This is a genomic window from Camelimonas sp. FR25 (assembly GCF_059740505.1).
Window position 1 is genome coordinate 27760 of sequence record NZ_JCAWFG010000084.1, and the last position, 19239, is coordinate 46998.

Annotated in this window: 15 protein-coding genes and 1 pseudogene; 9 read left to right on the plus strand and 7 right to left on the minus strand. The window is 67.1% G+C overall.

Annotated elements, in window-relative coordinates; genetic code table 11:
- Positions 1-2 precede the first annotated feature (2 nt).
- The 5 genes from AC6A67_RS11100 to AC6A67_RS11120 all read left to right on the plus strand — a co-directional run bounded on the left by AC6A67_RS11100 (position 3) and on the right by AC6A67_RS11120 (position 5764).
- The gene (locus AC6A67_RS11100) at positions 3-284 is read left to right on the plus strand and encodes a GlsB/YeaQ/YmgE family stress response membrane protein (protein WP_498036623.1); all 282 of its coding nucleotides are present in this window, start codon (positions 3-5) and stop codon (positions 282-284) included.
- A 322-nt stretch (positions 285-606) separates the two neighbouring features.
- Positions 607-1617 (plus strand): lipoyl synthase, encoded by a 1011-nt coding sequence (gene lipA, locus AC6A67_RS11105; protein WP_498036624.1) that lies wholly within the window; start codon positions 607-609, stop codon positions 1615-1617.
- 322 nt (positions 1618-1939) lie between these two features.
- Entirely contained in the window at positions 1940-2398 is a 459-nt protein-coding gene (locus tag AC6A67_RS11110) for a type II toxin-antitoxin system RatA family toxin (protein ID WP_498036625.1), read from the plus strand.
- A gap of 1586 nt (positions 2399-3984) precedes the next feature.
- On the plus strand, positions 3985-5085 hold the full coding sequence (locus AC6A67_RS11115) for a DUF1254 domain-containing protein (protein ID WP_498036626.1): 1101 nt from the start codon (positions 3985-3987) through the stop codon (positions 5083-5085).
- A 229-nt stretch (positions 5086-5314) separates the two neighbouring features.
- On the plus strand, positions 5315-5764 hold the full coding sequence (locus AC6A67_RS11120) for a GNAT family acetyltransferase (protein WP_498036627.1): 450 nt from the start codon (positions 5315-5317) through the stop codon (positions 5762-5764).
- Positions 5765-6009: 245 nt separating this feature from the next.
- Here AC6A67_RS11120 and AC6A67_RS11125 read toward each other — a convergent pair whose 3' ends face one another.
- From AC6A67_RS11125 to AC6A67_RS11155, 7 genes and pseudogenes are all read right to left on the minus strand, one after another.
- On the minus strand, positions 6010-6984 hold the full coding sequence (locus tag AC6A67_RS11125) for an ABC transporter substrate-binding protein (RefSeq protein WP_498036628.1): 975 nt from the start codon (positions 6982-6984) through the stop codon (positions 6010-6012).
- A gap of 164 nt (positions 6985-7148) precedes the next feature.
- The gene (locus AC6A67_RS11130) at positions 7149-7970 is read right to left on the minus strand and encodes an ABC transporter permease (RefSeq protein WP_498036629.1); all 822 of its coding nucleotides are present in this window, start codon (positions 7968-7970) and stop codon (positions 7149-7151) included.
- Complete coding sequence (locus AC6A67_RS11135) at positions 7970-8755, minus strand: ABC transporter ATP-binding protein (RefSeq protein WP_498036630.1); 786 nt, start codon at positions 8753-8755, stop codon at positions 7970-7972. Before AC6A67_RS11135 ends, AC6A67_RS11130 begins: the two co-directional genes overlap by 1 nt.
- 79 nt (positions 8756-8834) lie before the next feature.
- A complete protein-coding gene (locus AC6A67_RS11140) occupies positions 8835-9416 on the minus strand; it encodes a carboxymuconolactone decarboxylase family protein (RefSeq protein WP_498036631.1) in 582 nt (193 codons plus the stop codon).
- 868 nt (positions 9417-10284) lie between these two features.
- Positions 10285-10962, minus strand: coding sequence for a DUF1045 domain-containing protein (locus AC6A67_RS11145; RefSeq protein WP_498036632.1), 678 nt, complete (start codon positions 10960-10962; stop codon positions 10285-10287).
- A 194-nt stretch (positions 10963-11156) separates the two neighbouring features.
- Positions 11157-12197: an alcohol dehydrogenase family protein gene (locus AC6A67_RS11150; protein WP_498036633.1), complete on the minus strand. Its 1041-nt coding sequence runs from the start codon at positions 12195-12197 to the stop codon at positions 11157-11159.
- An 853-nt stretch (positions 12198-13050) separates the two neighbouring features.
- Positions 13051-14042 (minus strand): annotated as a pseudogene (locus AC6A67_RS11155) (GDP-mannose 4,6-dehydratase).
- Positions 14043-14854: 812 nt separating this feature from the next.
- Between AC6A67_RS11155 and AC6A67_RS11160 the strand changes: the two are divergent.
- The 4 genes from AC6A67_RS11160 (at position 14855) to AC6A67_RS11175 (ending at position 19154) form a co-directional block, all read left to right on the plus strand.
- Positions 14855-15883 (plus strand): septal ring lytic transglycosylase RlpA family protein, encoded by a 1029-nt coding sequence (locus AC6A67_RS11160; protein WP_498036634.1) that lies wholly within the window; start codon positions 14855-14857, stop codon positions 15881-15883.
- A 195-nt stretch (positions 15884-16078) separates the two neighbouring features.
- Positions 16079-17401 carry a D-alanyl-D-alanine carboxypeptidase family protein gene (locus AC6A67_RS11165; protein ID WP_498036635.1) on the plus strand — a complete coding sequence of 441 codons (1323 nt, stop codon included), beginning with the start codon at positions 16079-16081 and terminating at the stop codon, positions 17399-17401.
- Positions 17398-18072 (plus strand): dTMP kinase, encoded by a 675-nt coding sequence (gene tmk, locus AC6A67_RS11170; protein WP_498036636.1) that lies wholly within the window; start codon positions 17398-17400, stop codon positions 18070-18072. Before AC6A67_RS11165 ends, tmk begins: the two co-directional genes overlap by 4 nt.
- Positions 18069-19154, plus strand: coding sequence for a DNA polymerase III subunit delta' (locus AC6A67_RS11175; RefSeq protein ID WP_498036637.1), 1086 nt, complete (start codon positions 18069-18071; stop codon positions 19152-19154). The genes tmk and AC6A67_RS11175 overlap by 4 nt, the downstream gene beginning before the upstream one ends.
- Positions 19155-19239: the final 85 nt, after the last annotated feature.

Sequence of the window (19239 nt, forward strand, 5' to 3'; positions counted from 1 at the left end):
TGATGGAAACGCAGGTGTATGGCGCGCTCGGCCAGCCAGGGGTCGGCTTTATCATGGCGATTGTCGTCGGCGCGCTCGCCGGCTGGATCGCCGAGAAGGTTACCAGCGCCGATATGGGGTTCTTCTCCAACATCCTGATGGGCATCATCGGCGCCGTGGTCGGCAATTTTCTCGCCCGCCAGCTCGGCATGGCCGTCTATGGCTTCTGGGGCAATCTCGCCGCGGCCGTGGTCGGCGCGGTGCTGATCATCTGGGTGTATCGCGCGGTGCGCGGACGCGGCTAAGACCCACGCGGCATGCGTCTCGCAGGGCTGGAGATTGCAACGCCGGGCGGCGGCGACCACATGAGCAGGACACGAGACGGCCTCCCCAATGACGGCTTGTCTCGGCTGGTCACGGCTGGTCCTGGTCGGGATTGACGGCTGGACCTCACCCAGTGGGCGGGGCCAGCCCTATAACATGGCGCCTCAGGCGCTGCGCGGTGCGGGAAACGTGACGGGGCGGTTTGGTGTGTTGGCGCCAGCGGTGTTACATGAGCCGCTGCCTGCCAAGGTGATGCAGCGTCGGCGCTTTTGCCGGCCGCAGGCGTAAGGCGCGGAGCCCGTTATGGCCGTAGTACTTGATCTTCTGAATGAGGGCCGCCGCCCGCAGGCCGCGACCGGCGCGGTCTCCGCCACGCCTTCAGCTGGCGAGAAGACGCTGCGCCACCCCGAGAAGGCCCATCGTCCCGACCAGCCGGTGCAGCAGCGCAAGCCTGAATGGCTGCGCGTCAAGGCGCCAGGCTCCGCCGCATGGGCCGCCACCAATCGCATTGTTCGCGACAAGCGGCTGGTGACGGTGTGCGAAGAGGCAGGCTGCCCGAACATCGGTGAGTGCTGGGAGAAGAAGCACGCCACCTTCATGATCATGGGCGACACCTGCACCCGCGCCTGCGCCTTCTGTAACGTCAAGACCGGCATGCCGCAGCCGCTGGATGGCGATGAGCCCAATCGCGTCGCCGATGCGGTGGCCAGCCTCGGGCTCAGCCATGTGGTGATCACCTCGGTCGACCGCGACGACCTCAAGGACGGCGGCGCGCTGCATTTTGCCCAGGTGATCCACGCCATCCGCAAGGCGGCGCCGGGCACGACGATCGAGATCCTGACGCCCGATTTCCTGCGCAAGCCAGGGGCGCTGGAGGTGGTGGCGGCGGCGCGTCCCGACGTGTTCAACCACAATCTCGAAACCGTGCCGTCGAAATATCTCAAGGTGCGTCCGGGCGCGCGCTATTTCCATTCGCTGCGGCTGCTGCAGCAGGTCAAGGAGCTGGATTCCAGCATCTTCACCAAATCCGGCATCATGGTCGGGCTCGGCGAAGAGCGGAACGAGGTGCTGCAGCTGATGGACGACCTGCGCAGCGCCGAGGTCGATTTCATCACCATCGGCCAGTATCTGCAGCCGACGAAAAAGCACCACCCGGTGCTGCGCTTCGTCACCCCGGCGGAGTTCGCCGCTTACGCCACCACCGCGAGGGCCAAGGGCTTCCTGATGGTGTCGTCAACGCCGCTGACGCGATCGTCGCACCATGCCGGCGAGGATTTCGAGCGGCTGAAGGCGGCGCGCGCGGCGCGTGGCTGAGGGCGCATCGCGCGCTTGGCGGCTTCACGAGTTTAGCCCATACGTAAGCCGGTAGGCTCGCAAGGCCGCTTGTGACGTCCTCTTGCGAGCGCCACTTGCGTGCGCCTCTTGCGTCTCCGGCCAAGCCAGGTATTGCTGGCGCCGCCGACCTGGGCCGGTTGCTCCGGGTCGCCTTAGGTCAGCCATCAGGCGGCGAGCTCCGCTTGAGGGCGCGGCGCATGAAATCATGGGACGCCCCGCGGCGTGAAAGCGTTGCGGCGTCCACAGATCACCCAGAGGCGCGCCGCCACCCTGGCGCCGCCGCGGCGCGGATAATCGCTGGATGCCCACTTTCACCACCACGCGCACGGTCCCTTACACCCCGGAACAGATGTTCGCGCTGGTGGCGGATGTGGAGCGCTATCCGGAATTTCTGCCGCTGTGCACCGGCCTGCGGGTGCTGCGCCGTGAAACCGACGACGCCGACCGCGACGTGCTGGTGGCGCGCATGAGCGTCGGCTATCGCACTATCGCCGAAAGCTTCACCAGCCGCGTCACGCTCGCCCCGCAGCAGAGCCGTATTGTCGTTGAATATGTCGACGGCCCGTTTAGCCATCTCACGAACCGTTGGACATTCACGCCCAATGGCGCTGGCGCCGACGTGCAGTTTTACATCAATTACGAGTTCCGCTCGCGCATGCTCGGATTGATGATGGGCGCCGTATTCGAGCGCGCCTTCCAGAAATTCGCCGAGGCCTTCGAAGAGCGCGCCCGCAAGATCTACGGCCCGCCCGCCGCCTGATTGGGCGATCGTCGCGAGGGGGAGCTGGCCGATCAGGCGAGGCGCGCATACATCCGCCGTCATGCGTCCTCAGGCCGCCGCGTGCAGCAGCCGGTGACACCCCTCCACCGAGGTCTGACGCCTGACGCCTGACGCCGCGTGTCCCAGTTTCCTCCCCACCGCCGCAACACCAGCCGTCATGCCCGCGCTTGTCGCGGGCATCCACGTCTTGCGGCGTCCACGTCGCGCGGCGTCCAAATGTTGCGGCGTCCAAGTCTTGCCGCATCCAAGTCTCGCGGCGTCCCCGTGCAGGCGACTTTAGCGGCAGGCCTCGTCGGCCTTACCCGGAGGCTGTACACGTCTGACCGCCAACAGAGCGTCGCACCGGCAAAGACGTGGATGGTCGGGTCAAGCCCGACCATGACGGCGGGTGGGCGATGGGGACCCGCAAACGCATTGCGCCGCGCCGCTGCCGCGTCTCGTCCGACGCCTGCCTGCCCCTCGGCCGCCTCCAGAGCCGTCGTGCCCGCGCTCGTCGCGGGCATCCACGTCTTGCGGCGTCCAAATCCTCCGGCGGCCCCGTCTCGCGGCGTCCACGTGCAGGCGACTTTGGCGGCAGGCCTCGTCAGCCTTACCCAGAGGCCGTACACGGCTGACCGCCAACAGAGCGTCGCATCGGCAAAGACGTGGATGGTCGGGTCAAGCCCGACCATGACGGCGGGTGGGCGATGGGGACCTGCAAAGGCAGTGCCCCGCGCCGCTGCCGCGTCTCCTCCGACGCCTGCCGTCCCCTCGGCTGCCTCCAGAGCCGTCATGCCCGCGCTTGTCGCGGGCATCCACGTCTCGCGGCGTCCACGTCTTGCGGCGTCCACGTTTCGCGGCGTCCGAGTCTTGCGGCGTCCACGTCTCGCGGCGTCCACGTGCAGGCGACATTGGCGGCAGGCCTCGTCGGCCTTGCCCCGAGGCCGTTCACTGCTGACTGCCGTCAGCGCGCGTCGCATCGGCAAAGACGTGGATGGTCGGGTCAAGCCCGACCATGACGGCGGGCGTGGCCGCTCGTGCGATCTGCGATGCAGACGGCTGGCGCTGGTCTGGTCGTAGCGGCCGCCGATGGATGTCCACTACGGCGGAAATCACCAGGGATGCCGGCCATGGTCCATTGGCGACCTGTTTGGCGGCACCTGAGCCATCCGATTGATTCAACATACCTATTCCCGACGTTTACCCCGTCAGTTTACCATCGCATCACTAGAACAAAACAAAAACGATCACCGGACTTGTCACGAGAACAAACATGGAACATCCTCAGTCTATACACAGGAGGAGATCACCATGCTGACGCACATCGTTCGCGGCGCCGCCGAGCTCGCATCCCTGGTTTTGTTTGTTGGTATGATCGGCGTCTGGGCCGGGCTCGCCGCCGGGGTGTGAGCCCATGTGGCGTATTCAGCCGCGGATGCGTGGCTGACGTCGCTGCAGCGGCCAACAGGGAAGTGATCGGCGACGCATCAGAAACTGCGCGTTGCAGCCGAATTGCGGATTGCCTGGCGGCTGCGTCTGGGCAAGCCTGAACATGAGCGGGGCTTTATCGTCGGGAAGGATATGCGATGCCCGCGAGGGTTCGGAGGGCGATGGCTCCGGTGATCATGGTGGCGGCGCCGCTATTGGCCGCGACGCTCGCGGTCGCGCAGCCCGCCAGTTCCACGGCCAGCGCTGGCGTGACGCAGCAGCCGGTGGCGGCGGCGACGCAGGCGACGCGCCCGGTCGACATCAACAACTTCATCCGCGCCGAATCCGATCGCTACATGGCGGAGAACGCCGCCCAGGCGGGCGGCCCAGGCAAATTGATGCATGTGCGGGAGCCAGCCGACATCGACAATCAGACGGTGATCCGGCTCAATCGCGACACGCTGTATTCCTTCGGCGTCATCGATCTGCAGGCTGGCCCGGCCACGATCACACTGCCCGACGCTGGCGACCGCTTCATGTCGCTGATGGTCGTCAACCAGGATCACTACACGCCCTTCGTGGTCTATGGCGACAAGCCGCTCGAACTCACCGAGGAGAAGGTCGGCAGTCGCTATGCGTTCATCGCCGTGCGGACGCTGGCGGATCCCAATGATCCTGCCGACCTGACGAAGGCGCACACATTGCAGGACGGCGTCCGCATCGACCAGGCGGCGACCGGCAAGCTGGAATTCCCCAATTGGGACAAGGCAGCTCTCGACAAGGTGCGCGCCGCCTTGCTCGGCGTCGCCCGTTTCAGTCCGGATTTTCGCGGCGCCTTTGGGCCGAAGGGGCAGGTCGACCCGATCAAGCATTTGCTGGGCACGGCCGCCGGCTGGGGCGGCAATCCGGACAAGGACGCTGCCTATGACAGCATCGTTCCGCCCAATGACGATGGCGTGCAGGTCTACCGGATAAGCGTGCCCAAGGATGTGCCGATCGACAGCTTCTGGTCGGTGAGCGTCTATAACGCCGACGGCTTCTTCGAGAAGAACCCGCTCAACGCTTATTCGATCAACAGCATCACCGGCAAAAAGGGGCCCGACGGCGCCGTGACCATCCAGTTCGGCGGCTGCGACGGCAAAATCGCCAATTGCCTGCCGATCCAGAAAGGCTGGAATGGCCTGGTGCGCATGTATCGCCCGCGCGACGCCGTGCTGAGCGGCGCGTGGAGTTTCCCGAAACTGCAGCCTGTGCCCTGAGCCTGCGCCCCAGCCCTGGCGGATGCGTCAGGGCTGGGGGATAGCCATCCGTAGGAGGCTACGCCTTTGGCTGGCGGTGGCGTCCGGCTGGGCAATCAGCGTCCATGCGAGCCGCTTGCATCCCGCATGCTTGTCGCTCGCAGCAACCTAAGGCGCGGCTTTGGCGTCGCTGTCATCACGGTGAAATACTGGCCCCTTAGCGGGGCCATTTTGCGTCAGGGAGCCAGTCATGAGCCATGTTATCCGTTCCGCCTGCACCGCCGATGCGGCGCAGATCAGCGCGCTGTGGCGACGTTGCGATCTGGTGGTCAGTTATAACGATCCGGGCGAGGACCTGCGCTTCGCACTGGCGGGACCTGCCTCGGACGTGCTGGTCCGCGAGGCGATCGGCCCCGACGGCGCGCCGGAGATCATCGGCAGCGTCATGGTTGGCCATGATGGCCATCGCGGCTGGCTGTATTACGTCGCCGTCGATCCGCGGTTCAAGCGTCAGGGCATTGGCCGGGCCATGGTGGACGCCGGCGTCGACTGGCTGCGCCAACGCCACGTGCCCAAGGTGCAGTTGATGGTGCGCGACACCAATCAGGCGGTGATCGGCTTCTACGAGCGCCTCGGCTTCGCCGTGGCGCCGCGCACGGTGTTGAGCGCCTTCATCACCCCGACTGGCGTCAGCAATTGATGCGGCGCGTGGCGTGCGACGGGGCAGTACAAGTCGCGTGGCGCGCGGTCGAAACAGCGACGGCGGGCCATTGGCCCGCCGTCGTAGCGCAACAGAATATCAAGTCACTGCAATATCTTGCCAGTTGATGCTAGCACACAACATCAACCAGGGAACGGCTGGTCCTGTCGTCGGCCCATACCATTGCCCGTGCGACGCCTGCGCATGTGATGATGCGCACGCGTCAGCAGCGTGGCATCCTGGGCTTACTTGCCTGTTTCGGCCGCAATCTTGCTGGCGGCGGCGTCATCGAGCCACTTGGCCTGGGCCGGCGCCTCCTTGAGGTTGCCGAGGTCGATCTGGGTCTTCAGCGCCGCCTTCAGCGCCTCCGGCGGCAGGGCCACCGAACGGGCGATGACGTCCGACTTGATCAGACGCTCCACCGAGGCCTTGACCACCGACGGCTTCATGTTGGGGAACAGCTTCTGGCCGATCTCCACCGCCTTGGACGGGTCGGCGTGGATCTGCTTCAGCGCCTTGTCCATGCCGGCGAGGAATTTGCGCGCGATCTCCGGATCGATGTCCTTACGGGTCGAGATGGCGGAGAAGGTGTAAGGGCCCATTTCCTCGGCGAACGGAATGGCGACCTTGAAGCCCTGGTCTTCGGCCTGCGAGCCGCCCGGTTCGTACAGCACGGCGCAATCGGCCTGACCGGCGGCCAGCGGGCCGATCTCCGAGCCCATCGGCACTTCGATCAGCCGGATGTCCTTGTTGGCGTCGAGGCCGTTCTGCTTGAGGATATTGATGAAGGCCGAGGTACTGGTGGTCGGCATGGCGCCCGACGACACCACCTTGCCCTTCAGATCCTTGACGCCCTTGATATTGGCGTCGGCCTTGCACGACAGCCAGGCGCCGAGACGGCCCAGCGTGCCGCCGATCACCTTGACCTGGCCGCCCTTCGAGGCCGAGATCACCGTCCACTCCGGGCCGTGCAGCGAGAAGTCTGCGCTCTTCGAGATCACCGAGGCGAGGGCGTTGGTCGAGGAGGAGGCCACGTCGATGCGCACGTCGAGGCCCTGGTCACGGAAATAGCCGAGCTCGTCGGCCACATAGACCGGCAGATACAGCACCGATTTGAAGGCGGCCGAGACCACGGCCTTCTGCTTCGGCGCCTCGGCCAGGGCGGCGGCGGGGAATGCGACGCCCGCAGCAAAGGCGAGCGCGAGGGATTTGCGGATCATGGTCTGGGTCCTCGATCAGGGCGGCGACGCCGCCAGACAGATGGTGATGCGGCCGCGCCTGGGCGGGGCCAAGGAAGGCGGGGCCAAGGAAGGGGCCATGAGAGACGCCGCCCCAGGGCGGCGCAGGAGGCGCGGCGCCGGAGGGGCGGGACAGGCGCGTGCGTTCAACTGGTGAAGGTCGGGGCGAAGGTGGCGTCTTTCCACGCCAGCAGCCGGCGCTCGACGACACTCGCGGCCATCGACAGCAAAAAGCCCATGATCATCAGCGAGATAATGCCAACCCACACGGTGTTCAGGTCATACATCGACGAGGCGACGAAGATCACATGGCCCATGCCGTGGCGCGACGAGATGAATTCGCCCACCACCGTGCCGACCAGCGCAAAGCCAATATTGATCTGGAAGGCGCCGATAATGTCGGGCATCGACGACGGCACCACCACCTTGGTGAAAATCTGGCTGCGCGAGCAGCCCAGCGACGCCATCATCTTCTGCAGATCAGGGTCAGTGGTGCGCGCGGCGTGGAAAGCGGCGAGCAGCGCCACCACCAGGGTCAGCGAGATCGACAGCGCCACCTTGGACGACACGCCGGTGCCGAACCACAGGATGACCAGCGGCGCAAAGGCGATCTTCGGCACCGAATTGATGGCGGCGATATAAGGGGCGATCACCCGCGCCAGCCAGGGCGAATACCAAAGCCCAAGCCCAATGGCGGAGCCGACCACCGTGCCGACGACGAAGCCGACCGCCGAGGCCCACAGCGTCCAGCCAGCGTCGACCAGCAATTCGCCGGACAGCAGCATGCGCCAGGCGGTTTCGGCGATGCCAGTGGGCCAGCCAAACAGGAAGCCGGAGACATATTCGGCTTTCACCGCCCATTGCCACAGGCCAAGCCCAACGACGAGGATCGCCAGCTGGGTGAACACCGGGGCGGTGACAATGCGCCGCCACAGCGGGGCGCGCTCGCTCTCATGAGTGGTGGACATCAGGCGTCGCCCCGCGCGGTCTGGATATCGAGTTCGCTGCACAGCAGGTCGAAATAGGCGCTGAAGCGCGGATCCTTGCGCGCCTCGACCGGCGAATGGGTGTCCAGCTCGATATGGTGGACGTTTTTCAGGCGACCCGGGCGGGCGCTGAGCACGAAAATTCGCTCTGACAGGGCGATGGCCTCGTCGATGTCATGGGTGACGAGGATCACCGTGCGGCCGCTCTTGTTGACGGTCTCGACCAACAGCCCCTCAAGAAACAGCCGGGTCTGGTAATCGAGCGCCGAGAACGGCTCGTCGAGCAGCAGGATATCTGGCTCTGGCAGCAGGGTGCGGGCAAGGGCGACGCGCTGGCGCATGCCGCCCGACAGCTCCTTCGGCCAGGAATTGGCGAAGGCCGACAGGCCGAACAGCTCAAGATAATGGGTGGCGCTTTCGATCTGCTCGCGCTTCGGCACGCCGCGAATCTCGAGGCCGACGCAGACGTTCTCCAGCACCGTCCGCCAGGGCATCAGCAGGTCGCGCTGCAGCATATAGCCCACCCGGCCACGCAAATGCGGCACATCCGCCCCATCCAGCTGCAACACGCCGCCATCATGGCCGACGAGGCCGGCGAGGATGTTGAACAGCGTGGACTTGCCGCAACCGGAAGGGCCGATCACGGAGATGAATTCGCCAGGGTTGACCGACAGATCGAGACCGCCGAGCACGTCGACCCGGCCATCCTTGCCGCTGAACGACTTGCGCAAGCCGCTGACGGCCAGTTTTGGCTTCAGAGCGCCCATATTATCCTGCATGTTCAGGGAAGAGGGCGGCGCGCCTGTGGCGCCGCCAGCGTGCCCCGGTCGCGATGACGACCGCGAATTATTCGGCGGCTGTCTGCGCCGCGGCCCCGGTCACCTGGGCGAACTCCAGCGCAACATCGGTCTCAAGATCGATGTGCAGCGCCTCATCCACGCGTTTGAAGAAGCTGCACAGGGCGATGCGCAGGGTCAGCTCGACGATCTGCTCTTCAGAAAAATGCGCGCGCAATTGCGCGAACTGAGCGTTGCTGACGCGGGCGGAGTCGCGGGTGACCTGCACGGCGTAATCGCGCACCAGATGATCCAGCGCATCGAAGCCAGGCACCTGCGGCTCAAGCAGATTGTCGATCGACTCTTTGGCAAGGCCCGTGCTGAGCGACTGGTTGGTGTGATGCGCCACGCAATAGGAGCAGGCATGCGCCTTGGAGGCGCTGAGCAGCGCGATCTCAAGGTGACGCGGCGAAATCAGCGCGTCGGCCTTGGACTGCAGCAGATAAGAGAAAATGTGCTGCAGCGCCGGCGGCCGGTGGGCGAAGGCGCGCAGCAGATTGTGATAGGGGCCATAGCTGGCGAGAATGCGCGAATAGACGTCGCTGGCGTCGCCCTGAAGGTCGGACGGCTCAAGTGCGGTGACGCGGGCCATGGCGGTGCTCCCGGTGAGAAAGCGCCAATGGCCGCCGCGGCCCCGCCGCCTGCCGCAGCAGTCTGGAGGGCCTCGCCAGCCAGTAGCGGGAATGACCCAGGCGCCGACGCCGGACTGTAGGTTTGGTCCGGGCGTTCCGACGCATGCGGCCAGGGAAAAATGCGCAGTAATCGCCTGCCGCAAGGCAAGCGGCGCGCGAATTGATGTGCGGGAACATTGCCCATCAATTCACGAAAGCGTCAACTGTTGCGCTGCCCAATATACAGTCAATGCCGGGAAATGGTTTTCAATCCCATGGCCTTGTGGAGAATAAACTGCTGAAAGGGGGGCGGGGGGGCAAACGGCAGGCTTGCTCGATCAATGAACCGCTGGCCCGACAATGAACCGTGCGTTGCGTGTAGGGCGGCGCCGATTAACGGGCGCCTTGCCCGCGCCGCAACTCGCGCCGCAACCCGCGCCGTCATGCCCGCGCTTGTCGCGGGCATCCACGTCTTGCTGCGCGGTTGCGCGGGCGACGACGGCGGTCAGTAGGGAGGCGCCATGGCCAGAGCCGCTCGCCTATTGACTGCCGCGAACGCCTGACAACGGCCAAGACGTGGATGGTCGGGTCAAGCCCGACCATGACGGCGGTGAGGTGAGTGGCGCCAGCAATAGCCGGGCCTCGCGTTGGGCCCTACGCTTGGGCCATCGGGCGCCTTTCCCACACCTTTCCCCAGCCGCAACCCGCGCCGTCATGCCCGCGCTTGTCGCGGGTATCCACGTCTTGCTGCGCGGCTGCAGGAGCGACGTTGGCATCAAGGCGGCGCGATCGGTGCTGCGGGGGCCGGTGCGCCGGGCCATGGTTGATCGATCGCCGGGCAGAGCCTGGTCAGCCGCGGAACATAAACCGCTCGATCACCTGAAATGGCGCGTCGCGATCGCTCTGGCGCAGCACCGCCAGCGCATCCAGATGCAGGGGCGGCTGGCCGAACCAGGCCGCCAGCGCGCCGCGCCATTGCGCCAGCCGCTCCTCATCGAGGCGGTCTGACAGGGTCATGTGGAAACGGAACGCCTCAAACACCCACGGATAGCCCCAGCGCTGCTGCAGCGCCCGCTGGCGTGGCGCAAGCTGCTCCGGTGGGCGGCGGGCGAGGTCTGCGGCGTTGAGCGGCGCGCGGAAGCGGTCGAAAAAGGCCACGATCTCCGCCGCCATCATGCCGAGGGCCGGCGGCGGCGCCACAGGCTCCAGCGCAACGAACAGGCCAGGGCCTGCCACCTGCATCAGGCCAGCGTGGAGCGGCGTCGCAAGGGCGCAAAAGCTCCGCGCCGCCTCCAGCAGATCGGCCTCGGCGACGCCATCGCGCAGGGTGAACGGCGGCTTGAGCGTGGCATGGAAGCCATATTTGCGCGCCTGCCGCACATGCTGCGCCACATCCTCGCCCGCAAGGCCCGCCACCTGCGGCGGCGCGACGGCCTGGCCGGTGTAACAGTCATGGCCGAGCAGGGCGCTGCCCTTGCGAAACAGCCGGGATTGCGGATCGGGAAGGTAATAGAGTGCGTAGCGCATGGCGTCCTGTGCTGGCGCCGGGCTGGCGCGTCAGCCGCCCTGCCTGCCAGGTGGATGTGACGATAGCACGACACGCGCCGCCTGCACGGCTTCGCCACGTCCCGTCACAGCCGCCGCTGGCAAGCCATGCAATGGCCCTGGGCGACGCCGCCGAAGGCGTCGACCAGATCGGCTCAGTCTGGCCCAGCCTCGCCTCAGTTAGGCGTGATCACCGTTTTGACCACGCCAGGCTCGCGCGATTCAAACAGACGGTAGGCTTCGGCGCCCTGATCGAGCGGCAGGCGGTGGCTGATGTAGCGCTCTGGCCGCAGGCGGCCCGATTGCACCAGCGGGAACAGCGCCGGCAGTTCCTCCGGCACCGAGCAGGTGCCGATGCGGAAGGTGAGGCCAGCGGCGAAGGCGCGCTCCAGCGGGAAGGCGTAGCGCCGCGATTGCTGCACGCCGATCACCGACACCGTGCCGCGCCGGGTGACGAGGCGCAGCGCCAGATCCACCGTCGCGTCATGGCCGACTGCCTCAATGACGCAATCCACCTTGCGGCCGTGGGTATCCTGCTTGACGCGCTCCAGCGCCTCTTCTGGCGCAAGGGCGATGGCGCCGGATTCCGCCGCCAGCGCCCGGCGTCCCGCCACCGGATCGATGGCGTAGACCGTATGCGCGCCCATGACGAACGCGCTGTCGACGGCCATCAGGCCGATCGGGCCGAGGCCAATCACCGCGACACTAGAGCCTGGGCGAATATCGGCGTTGCGGGCGCCGAACCAGGCGGTGGACAGCGCGTCGGTCATCATCAGCGCCTGCTCGGCGGTGACGCCCTCGGGGATCTTGACGGCGTTCATGTCGCCAGCCGGCACGCGGAAGAACTCGGCCTGCACGCCCTGCAGTTTCGCCGACAGGCCATAGCAGGCGCCTGCGTTGAATTCGCAATGGATGACATTGCCCGCCAGGCATGAGCGGCAGGCGCCGCAACCGACGGCGGCTGGCATCATCACCTTGTCGCCGACCTTCAGGCGATGCACGGCGCGGCCCGTCTCCACCACCTCGCCAACCGCCTCATGACCGACGCAGAAGCCAACGTCCTCAGAGAAACCATGGCCGTGATAAATGTGCAGGTCGCTGCCGCAGATCGAGCAGGCCTCCATTTTGACGATGACGTCGCGATCAGACTGCAGCGCCGGATCGTCCATCGCCTCGCAACGGATGTCGCGTTCACCAAAATATCTCAGCGCCTTCATCGCACCGCTTCCCCCTTGTTGTTGTCGCCGCCGCCGTTCGACGCTTGACGTCGCCGATGCCGGACATGGCCCGACTTGCGAGGCCGCGACGGTCCTCGTCAGCCGCATACGCTGATTTTCGCGCCGGCGCCAAGCCGGACGCCGCCGCGTCGCGTCCGTGGCGCGCCACGGCCTGCCGGGCAAGCGGCGGTGAGGGGAAGGCGATGGGCCGGGCGGGGCTTGAGCCGCGCGTGGGCTCACGAGGGAAAACCGCGGACGTTGGCGCGAGAGCGCGGCGAGGGCTCGGCAAGGACTCGGCAAGCGCTCGGCAATGGCGCGGCAAGAGATGCGGCAAGGGATGCGGCTAGCGGCGTGGCGGCAGTTTGGGCAGGATGGCCAGGCGAGCACGCGTGGAACACTGGCAGTGCAGGCGACAAACCGGTCCACATCGCCTCACCAGATCATCGCCAAAGCATCGCCGCCCGTTGTGCCGTCGCCAGGGGGATGGGCGACGGAGCTACATGTCAATTGCGATGGTTGCGCGCGCATCTTGTGCGCCGGCGCACGCCAGCCGCCGCGCCGTTTTGGCATGTCAATATCCCAGCACGTTAACCCCATTGCTTAAGGCGTCGCCAGGGCGGCCCCCGCTACAGCCTGAGCAGCAACAGGAGGCGCCCATGTCCATTTTCATCGCCATCATCGCCGGGCTCGTGGTCGCAGGCGCCGTCGGCGCCGCCGAATACGCCAGCCTGCGTCGCAGCGCCCAGGGCTAAGGTCGCCGCCGTTCCCTGACATGGCGCGTACCAGCAGCCAAGCGGGGGGCGGGGTCTTATGGCGGGGGCCGTCAAGCCACGCGATCGCCGCGCCAGCGTCCTCACTCAGCCGCCAGGCTGTCAGCGGAGAGGCGCGCCAGATCGGCGTCGACCATCTCGCGCATGGTGTCGGCGGCGCTGCGACGCGGCGTCCAGCCGATGCGCGCCCTGGCCAGCCGCGCGTCGCCGCGCAGACAATCCACTTCCGCCGGTCGTAACAGCGCCGGGTCGTGGCGCACATGCGCCTGCATATCGAGGCCAGCATGGGCGAAGGCGATCTGGCATAGTTGCCGCACGCTGAGCGCCTCGCCCGTGGCGATCACCAGATCCAGCGGCTTGGGCTGCTGCTGCATCAGCCACATCGCCTCCACATAGTCTTCCGCATGGCCCCAGTCGCGCTGGGCATCCATGGCGCCGAGCGTCAGCTGGCGCTGCCGGCCAAGGCGAATGGCCGCCACGGCGCGGCTGATGCGACGCCTGACGACTCCTCGCCGCGCAGCGGCGATTCATGGTTGAACAGGATGCCGCAACTGGCGTGCAGGCCGAAGCTTTCGCGATAATTCACCGTCAGCCAATGGGCGTGCAATTTGGCGGCGGCATAGGGCGAGCGCGGCTGGAACGGCGTCTGCTCATTCTGCAGCGCGGCGCCGGACTGGCCGAACATCTCAGACGTCGACGCCTGGTAATAGCGCAGGCGCGCGCCCGTCAGCCGCACTGCCTCCAGCATGTGCGCGGCCCCCATGGCGGTGACCGAGCCCGTCAACAGCGGCTGCCGCCACGAGGTCATGACATAGGACTGGGCGGCGAGGTTGTAGACCTCATCAGGTCGCGCCTCCTGCAGCGCCCGCATCAGGCTGGCGAGGTCCAGGGCATCGCCGTCAATCATCCGGACATCGTCAGCGACGCCGAGCCAGCGCAGCCGCTCGGTGGCGGCCTCGCCGGCGCTGGTGCGCCGCGCCACGCCAAAGACCTCATACCCCTTCGAGAGTAACAATCTGGCCAGATATGCGCCGTCCTGCCCAGTAATTCCGGTGATGAGCGCGTTCTTTGCCATGGATCATCCGCTAATAAGTTCGCGCTAGCGTTGTTTTGGCGTGTCTATCACTTTTATATTATCGCCAGTTTGTTTTGAATGTAAAAAATATGCAACTAGATATTGAATATCAACCGACCCAATACATAGATGTCAAGGCGACATCGCGGCGGCGTTGCTTTGACGGCAAGGTCTTGTGTGGTCGGCGGGACGTCCTGGCGCAGGGCGCGGCCCGGTAACGGGCGCGGGGCGCCATCTGTTTCCCGCCCCACAGACTGTCTGTCACCGCTAACACGCTGGGCGTAGCGCCCATGCGTGGTCGCGCCGCCGTCGGCCGGTTCGCCGTACTGCACGAGCCGCCACGTCGCGCGACCGCGCCTTCGGCCCGGCGGCAGGCGGCCCGCGGGGCCGCAGGGCCGCGGGCCGGATGGGGCCGGCCGCGGGCGCGTCCCAGCATGATTTACGCTGCTACGGCGCGCGCGGCTGCAGGACTGGTTAACGCTTCGTCATGATTGCGACGCCTTTTGGGCGTGCGGCCTGGTCTGGGCGTCGGGCGGGCTTTCCAGCAGCATCAACGGCTTGTCACACAAAGGGTTAGCGTCGCCGCTCCGTGAGCGTTACCGCTCCTAGCCCACCACAGTTGCGCCGCCTTTTTGACAAATCCTCATCGACAGGTCAGGTTTTGCGCCAGTGGGGCGTCCCGTTTTGGATCAACTCCCGCATCGCCTGGAGGCTGTATTAGGGTTTTGTTAACGCATTAGCCCGGAAATGCAGTTTCGATCCTGTGAACATGGCGCCTTGCGCGCCTCTACAGAGCAGAGACCAGCCTGGCCATGTCAGCACCCAAGTCTTTTTCGCACACGGACGCCGCACAAGCGGCTGGCCGCAGCGCACGCCAGTCTGATCAGGAAGCGGACGCCAGCACACCCCGTAAAGCGCGGCTACGCTCGGCGCTGCAGCTGGCGGGCGTGACGGCGGCGGCGCTGCTGGCAGCTAATTGCGCAGGCAATGTCGAGAAAGAAGGGGCCAAGCAGGACCGCTTCAACAAAAAATACGGCGTCAGCTCCAGCCCGCGCATGGTCAAGGATGGTCAGCCGGTGCCGAAGGGCGGTGGCCGCGCCATGGTCGGCAAGACCTATACGGTGGCGGGCAAGCGCTACACGCCGGTCGACAATCCAAATTATACCGCCAGCGGCGTCGCCTCCTGGTATGGCCCGAATTTCCACGGCCGTATGACCGCCAATGGCGAGGTGTTCGACAAATACTCAATCGCCGCCGCCCATCCGACCCTGCCGCTGCCGAGCTATGTGCGCGTCACCAATATGGACAATGGCCTGTCGCTGGTGGTGCGCGTCAATGACCGTGGGCCATACCATGGCCGCCGCATCATCGACGTCTCCAAGCGCGCCGCCGAGCTGCTCGAATTCCGCCAGATGGGCACGGCCCGGGTCAAGGTCGACTATCTGCGCAGGGCCTCAGTCGACGGCAGCGATGACACCATTCTCGCCGCCACGCTGGCCGATGGCGTTCCCGCCCAACTGGATGGCGGCCAGAGCCGCGTGATGGTGGCGAGCGCTCCCGCCAGCTCCCATACCCACCAGGCACAACAGCGCCACCACGATCGCCAGACCCATATCGCCGCCACCCCGGCGGCGCGTGACGACAGCACGGCCGGCGGCGCCAGCCTGCATTTGGCCAGCGCTGGCCCCGGCGCGACTGCGCCCGTGCAGCAGGCGCTCGATCACGACGCTTCGCAGGCCTCTGCCGAGGCGGACAGCCAGGCCATCAATCTGCTGGCCGCCCTGCCGGAGACGGCGCCGCTGCCGCCGGTGCGGCCCATCGTGCTGGCGGCGGGTCGCTAAGGCGGACTGGCCGGACACGTCGCGATTTGGCGCGTCGGCGTCCAGCGCGACCGCTTCAGGAGCGTGCTCCCGGGCGCGTCCTGGGGTCATGACGCGACGAGCCATTGAACGTCGGACATCGCCAGGCCGGGAGTTGGGCCTGCGCTCACGGGGCTCCGCCTTGCCTTTACGCGGGCCTCGCCACACACTGGGGCCATGTCGCTGTCTCAGCTCCATTTGCAACGCCTGACCGGGCCCTGGCGTATTGGCCGGTTGCTGGCGCCTGGCGGCTTGCGCCCGCAGGGTCGCTGGCGCGCGGACCGGCTGGCGCTGGTGGCCGCCACTGTGGCGACGCTCGGTCTGAGCATTGTCGCCCTGCCTTCGCCCGCGATCGCCCAGGGCGGGCGCGACAAGGACGCCCATGGCGCCGCCGCCGCCGCCTTCGAAACCCCGGCGACCCAGGTGATCCTGATCGATCAGGGCACGGGCTCGGTGGTGTTTGAGAAGGCCGCCGACGCGCCGATTGCGCCGGCCAGCATGACCAAGATCATGACGGCGGCGCTGGTGTTCGAGGCGCTGGCCAGCGGCAAACTCACGCTTGAGGACAGCTTCAAGGTGTCGGAGCATGCGTGGCGAACTGGCGGCGGCCCGTCCGGCGGCTCGGCCATGTTCGCCATTCTCAACAGCCAGGTGCGTGTCGCCGATCTGTTGCGCGGCATGCTGGTGCAGGCTGGCAATGACGCGGCCATCGTCCTGGCCGAGGGCGTGGCCGGCAGTGAGCCCGCCTTCGTGGCGCGCATGAACGCCAGGGCGCGTGAACTGGGCCTGACCCGCACCAGCTTCACCAACGCCTCGGGCCTGCCAGACCCTGGCCAGAGCACCAGCGCCCGCGACATGGCGCGGCTGTCGCTGCATGTCATCAAGACCTGGCCCGAACATTACCGTATTTTCAGCGAGCCGGAGTTCGGCTGGAACAAAATCCTGCAGCGCAACCGTAATCCGCTGATCCTGGCGGTGAGCGGCGCCGACGGGCTGCAGACCGCCTATACGCGTGACGGCGGCTTCGGCCTCGCCGGCTCGGTGCAGCGGGATGGGCAGCGGCTGGTGTTCGTCATGGCCGGCATGAAAACCGCCGCCGAACGGGCGCAGGAGGCGAAGAAGCTGGTGGAATGGGTGGAGCGCACCTTTGAGTTGCGCCGGCTCTTCGCGGCTGGCGCTCCGGTCGCCGAGGCCCAGGTGTTCGGCGGCGCGCGCGGCGCCGTGCCGCTGGTCGCCCGCCAGCCGGTCGGCGTGCTGGCCCGCCGTGGCGTCGATGAAAAATTCACCGCCCAGGCGATCTATCAGGGGCCGTTGCCGGCCCCGGTGCAGGAGGGCGCCGAGGTCGGCAGGCTGGTTTTGCTGCGCGGCGAACACCCGGTTCTGGAAACGCCCCTTTACGCGGGCGCGTCGATCAGCCAGGGAAGCCTGACGCAGCGCGCCGCCGATGGCGCCATGGAGCTGGCGGGCGGATGGATTCGCAAGGCGTTGAGGCGCGAATGACTGGGACGGCGACGCCGGGACGTTTCATCAGTTTTGAGGGCGGCGAGGGCGCTGGCAAATCCACGCAGATCCGGCTGCTGGCCGGGCGGCTGCGGCAGCATGGCCTCGACGTGGTGGTGACGCGCGAGCCAGGCGGTTCGCCGCGCGCCGAGGCGATCCGCGAGCATATTCTCGCCGGCCACGCCCGCGACCTCGGGCCATTGGCCGAAGCCATGCTGTTCAGCGCCGCCCGCATCGACCATATCGACACGCTGATCCGGCCGGCGCTGGCGCGGGGCGCCTGGGTGCTCAGCGATCGCTTCGCCGATTCCACCCGCGCCTATCAGGGGGTGAATGGCGGCGTCGCTCCTGAGCTAATGCAGCGGCTGGAGGCGGTGACGCTGGCCGGCGTCCGGCCCGATCTGACCCTGATCCTCGACCTGCCGCCAGCCATCGGCCTGCAGCGCGCCGAACGGCGACGCGGCGATGCGGCGGTGGACCGTTTTGAAGGCGAGGGCCTGGCCTTCCATGCCCGGCTGCGCAAGGCGTTTCAGCAGATCGCCCGCGCTGAGCCGACGCGCTGTGCACTGATTAACGCCCAACGCGAGGTCGAGGCCGTGGCCGCCGACATCGCCGCCATCGTGCAGGAGCGGCTGGGCGTGGCCACGCCCGCCGCCGCAGGCGCCCCGTGAGCGCCCGCAAGGCGGCGGCCCCGACGCCCGACGAGGGCATGACTGGCCCCGACCAGCGCCCCGGCGCGCCGCACCCGCGCGAGCAGGCGGCGCTGTTTGGCCACGCCGACGCCGAGCAGGATTTCCTCAGCGCCTGGCGCATTAACCGCCTGCATCACGCCTGGCTGCTTGGCGGCCCTCAGGGCGTGGGCAAGGCGACGTTCGCATGGCGGGCGACGCGGTTCTTGCTGGCCAATCCCGACCCGACAGCGCCTGGCGCCGCCGCCATCAACAGCCTCGACGTTTCGCCGGACTCACGGGTGTTCCGCCAGATCGTCAGCGGCGCCCATCCGGATGTGGCGGTGGTGCGCCGGGGGCTGCGCAAGGATGGCAAGGGGTTTTCGGCCGAGATCGCCGTCGGCGACGTGCGCCGGGCGCTGGAGCTGTTCGGCTCCACCGCCAGCGGCTGGCGCGTGGTCATCGTCGACGCCGCCGATGATCTCAATGTCGCCGGCGCCAACGCCTTGCTCAAGGCGATCGAGGAGCCGCCGCCGCGCGCGGTGTGCTTCGTCGTCGCCCATGCGCCGGCGCGGGTGCTGCCCACTATTCGCTCGCGTTGCCGCAAACAGGTCTTTCGCCCCCTCAGCGACGCCGACGTGACCCGCGCCGTGCACTCACTGGGCGCGCCATGGACCGATGCGGAAGACGCCGCCCTGGCCGAGGCGGTGACGCTTGGGCGCGGCTCGGTGGGCGAGACGCTGGACATGCTCGATGGCGAGGTGCGGGCGTTGATGCGCCAGACCCGCGCCATGCTCGACGCTTTGCCGCAGGTGGATGTCGGCCAGAGTCTGGCGCTGGCCGAACTGACCAGCGGCCGCGACGGCGCGGCGGCCTTCGCCACCATGATGACGGTGGTGGCTGACTGGGTCTCGGAGCTTGTGCGCAGCCGCGCCAGCCTTGGTCCGCGTCGCCTTGCGCCCCTGATTGAGGTATGGGAGAAGAGCGCCCAGGCGGCGCGTGAGGCGGACGCCTATAATGTGGACCGCCGCCCGCTGGTGTTGGCGCTGTTCAATGATTTCGCGGAAGTGGTCCGGGCGCTGTGACGCGTCCGCCGCATCCGGTCGCCGCGTCCGGCGGCGGACAGGCGACGCCGCGGCAGCGGATGGTCGCTCTCGCCCATGCTGCGTG

Bases quoted from the DNA above. Each gene is read 5' to 3' on its own strand.
- AC6A67_RS11100 (WP_498036623.1), top strand. From the start codon at position 3: ATGGAAACGCAGGTGTATGGCGCGCTCGGCCAGCCAGGGGTCGGCTTT.
- lipA (WP_498036624.1), top strand. From the start codon at position 607: ATGGCCGTAGTACTTGATCTTCTGAATGAGGGCCGCCGCCCGCAGGCC.
- AC6A67_RS11110 (WP_498036625.1), top strand. From the start codon at position 1,940: ATGCCCACTTTCACCACCACGCGCACGGTCCCTTACACCCCGGAACAG.
- AC6A67_RS11115 (WP_498036626.1), top strand. From the start codon at position 3,985: ATGCCCGCGAGGGTTCGGAGGGCGATGGCTCCGGTGATCATGGTGGCG.
- AC6A67_RS11120 (WP_498036627.1), top strand. From the start codon at position 5,315: ATGAGCCATGTTATCCGTTCCGCCTGCACCGCCGATGCGGCGCAGATC.
- AC6A67_RS11125 (WP_498036628.1), bottom strand. From the start codon at position 6,984: ATGATCCGCAAATCCCTCGCGCTCGCCTTTGCTGCGGGCGTCGCATTC.
- AC6A67_RS11130 (WP_498036629.1), bottom strand. From the start codon at position 7,970: ATGTCCACCACTCATGAGAGCGAGCGCGCCCCGCTGTGGCGGCGCATT.
- AC6A67_RS11135 (WP_498036630.1), bottom strand. From the start codon at position 8,755: ATGGGCGCTCTGAAGCCAAAACTGGCCGTCAGCGGCTTGCGCAAGTCG.
- AC6A67_RS11140 (WP_498036631.1), bottom strand. From the start codon at position 9,416: ATGGCCCGCGTCACCGCACTTGAGCCGTCCGACCTTCAGGGCGACGCC.
- AC6A67_RS11145 (WP_498036632.1), bottom strand. From the start codon at position 10,962: ATGCGCTACGCACTCTATTACCTTCCCGATCCGCAATCCCGGCTGTTT.
- AC6A67_RS11150 (WP_498036633.1), bottom strand. From the start codon at position 12,197: ATGAAGGCGCTGAGATATTTTGGTGAACGCGACATCCGTTGCGAGGCG.
- AC6A67_RS11160 (WP_498036634.1), top strand. From the start codon at position 14,855: ATGTCAGCACCCAAGTCTTTTTCGCACACGGACGCCGCACAAGCGGCT.
- AC6A67_RS11165 (WP_498036635.1), top strand. From the start codon at position 16,079: ATGTCGCTGTCTCAGCTCCATTTGCAACGCCTGACCGGGCCCTGGCGT.
- tmk (WP_498036636.1), top strand. From the start codon at position 17,398: ATGACTGGGACGGCGACGCCGGGACGTTTCATCAGTTTTGAGGGCGGC.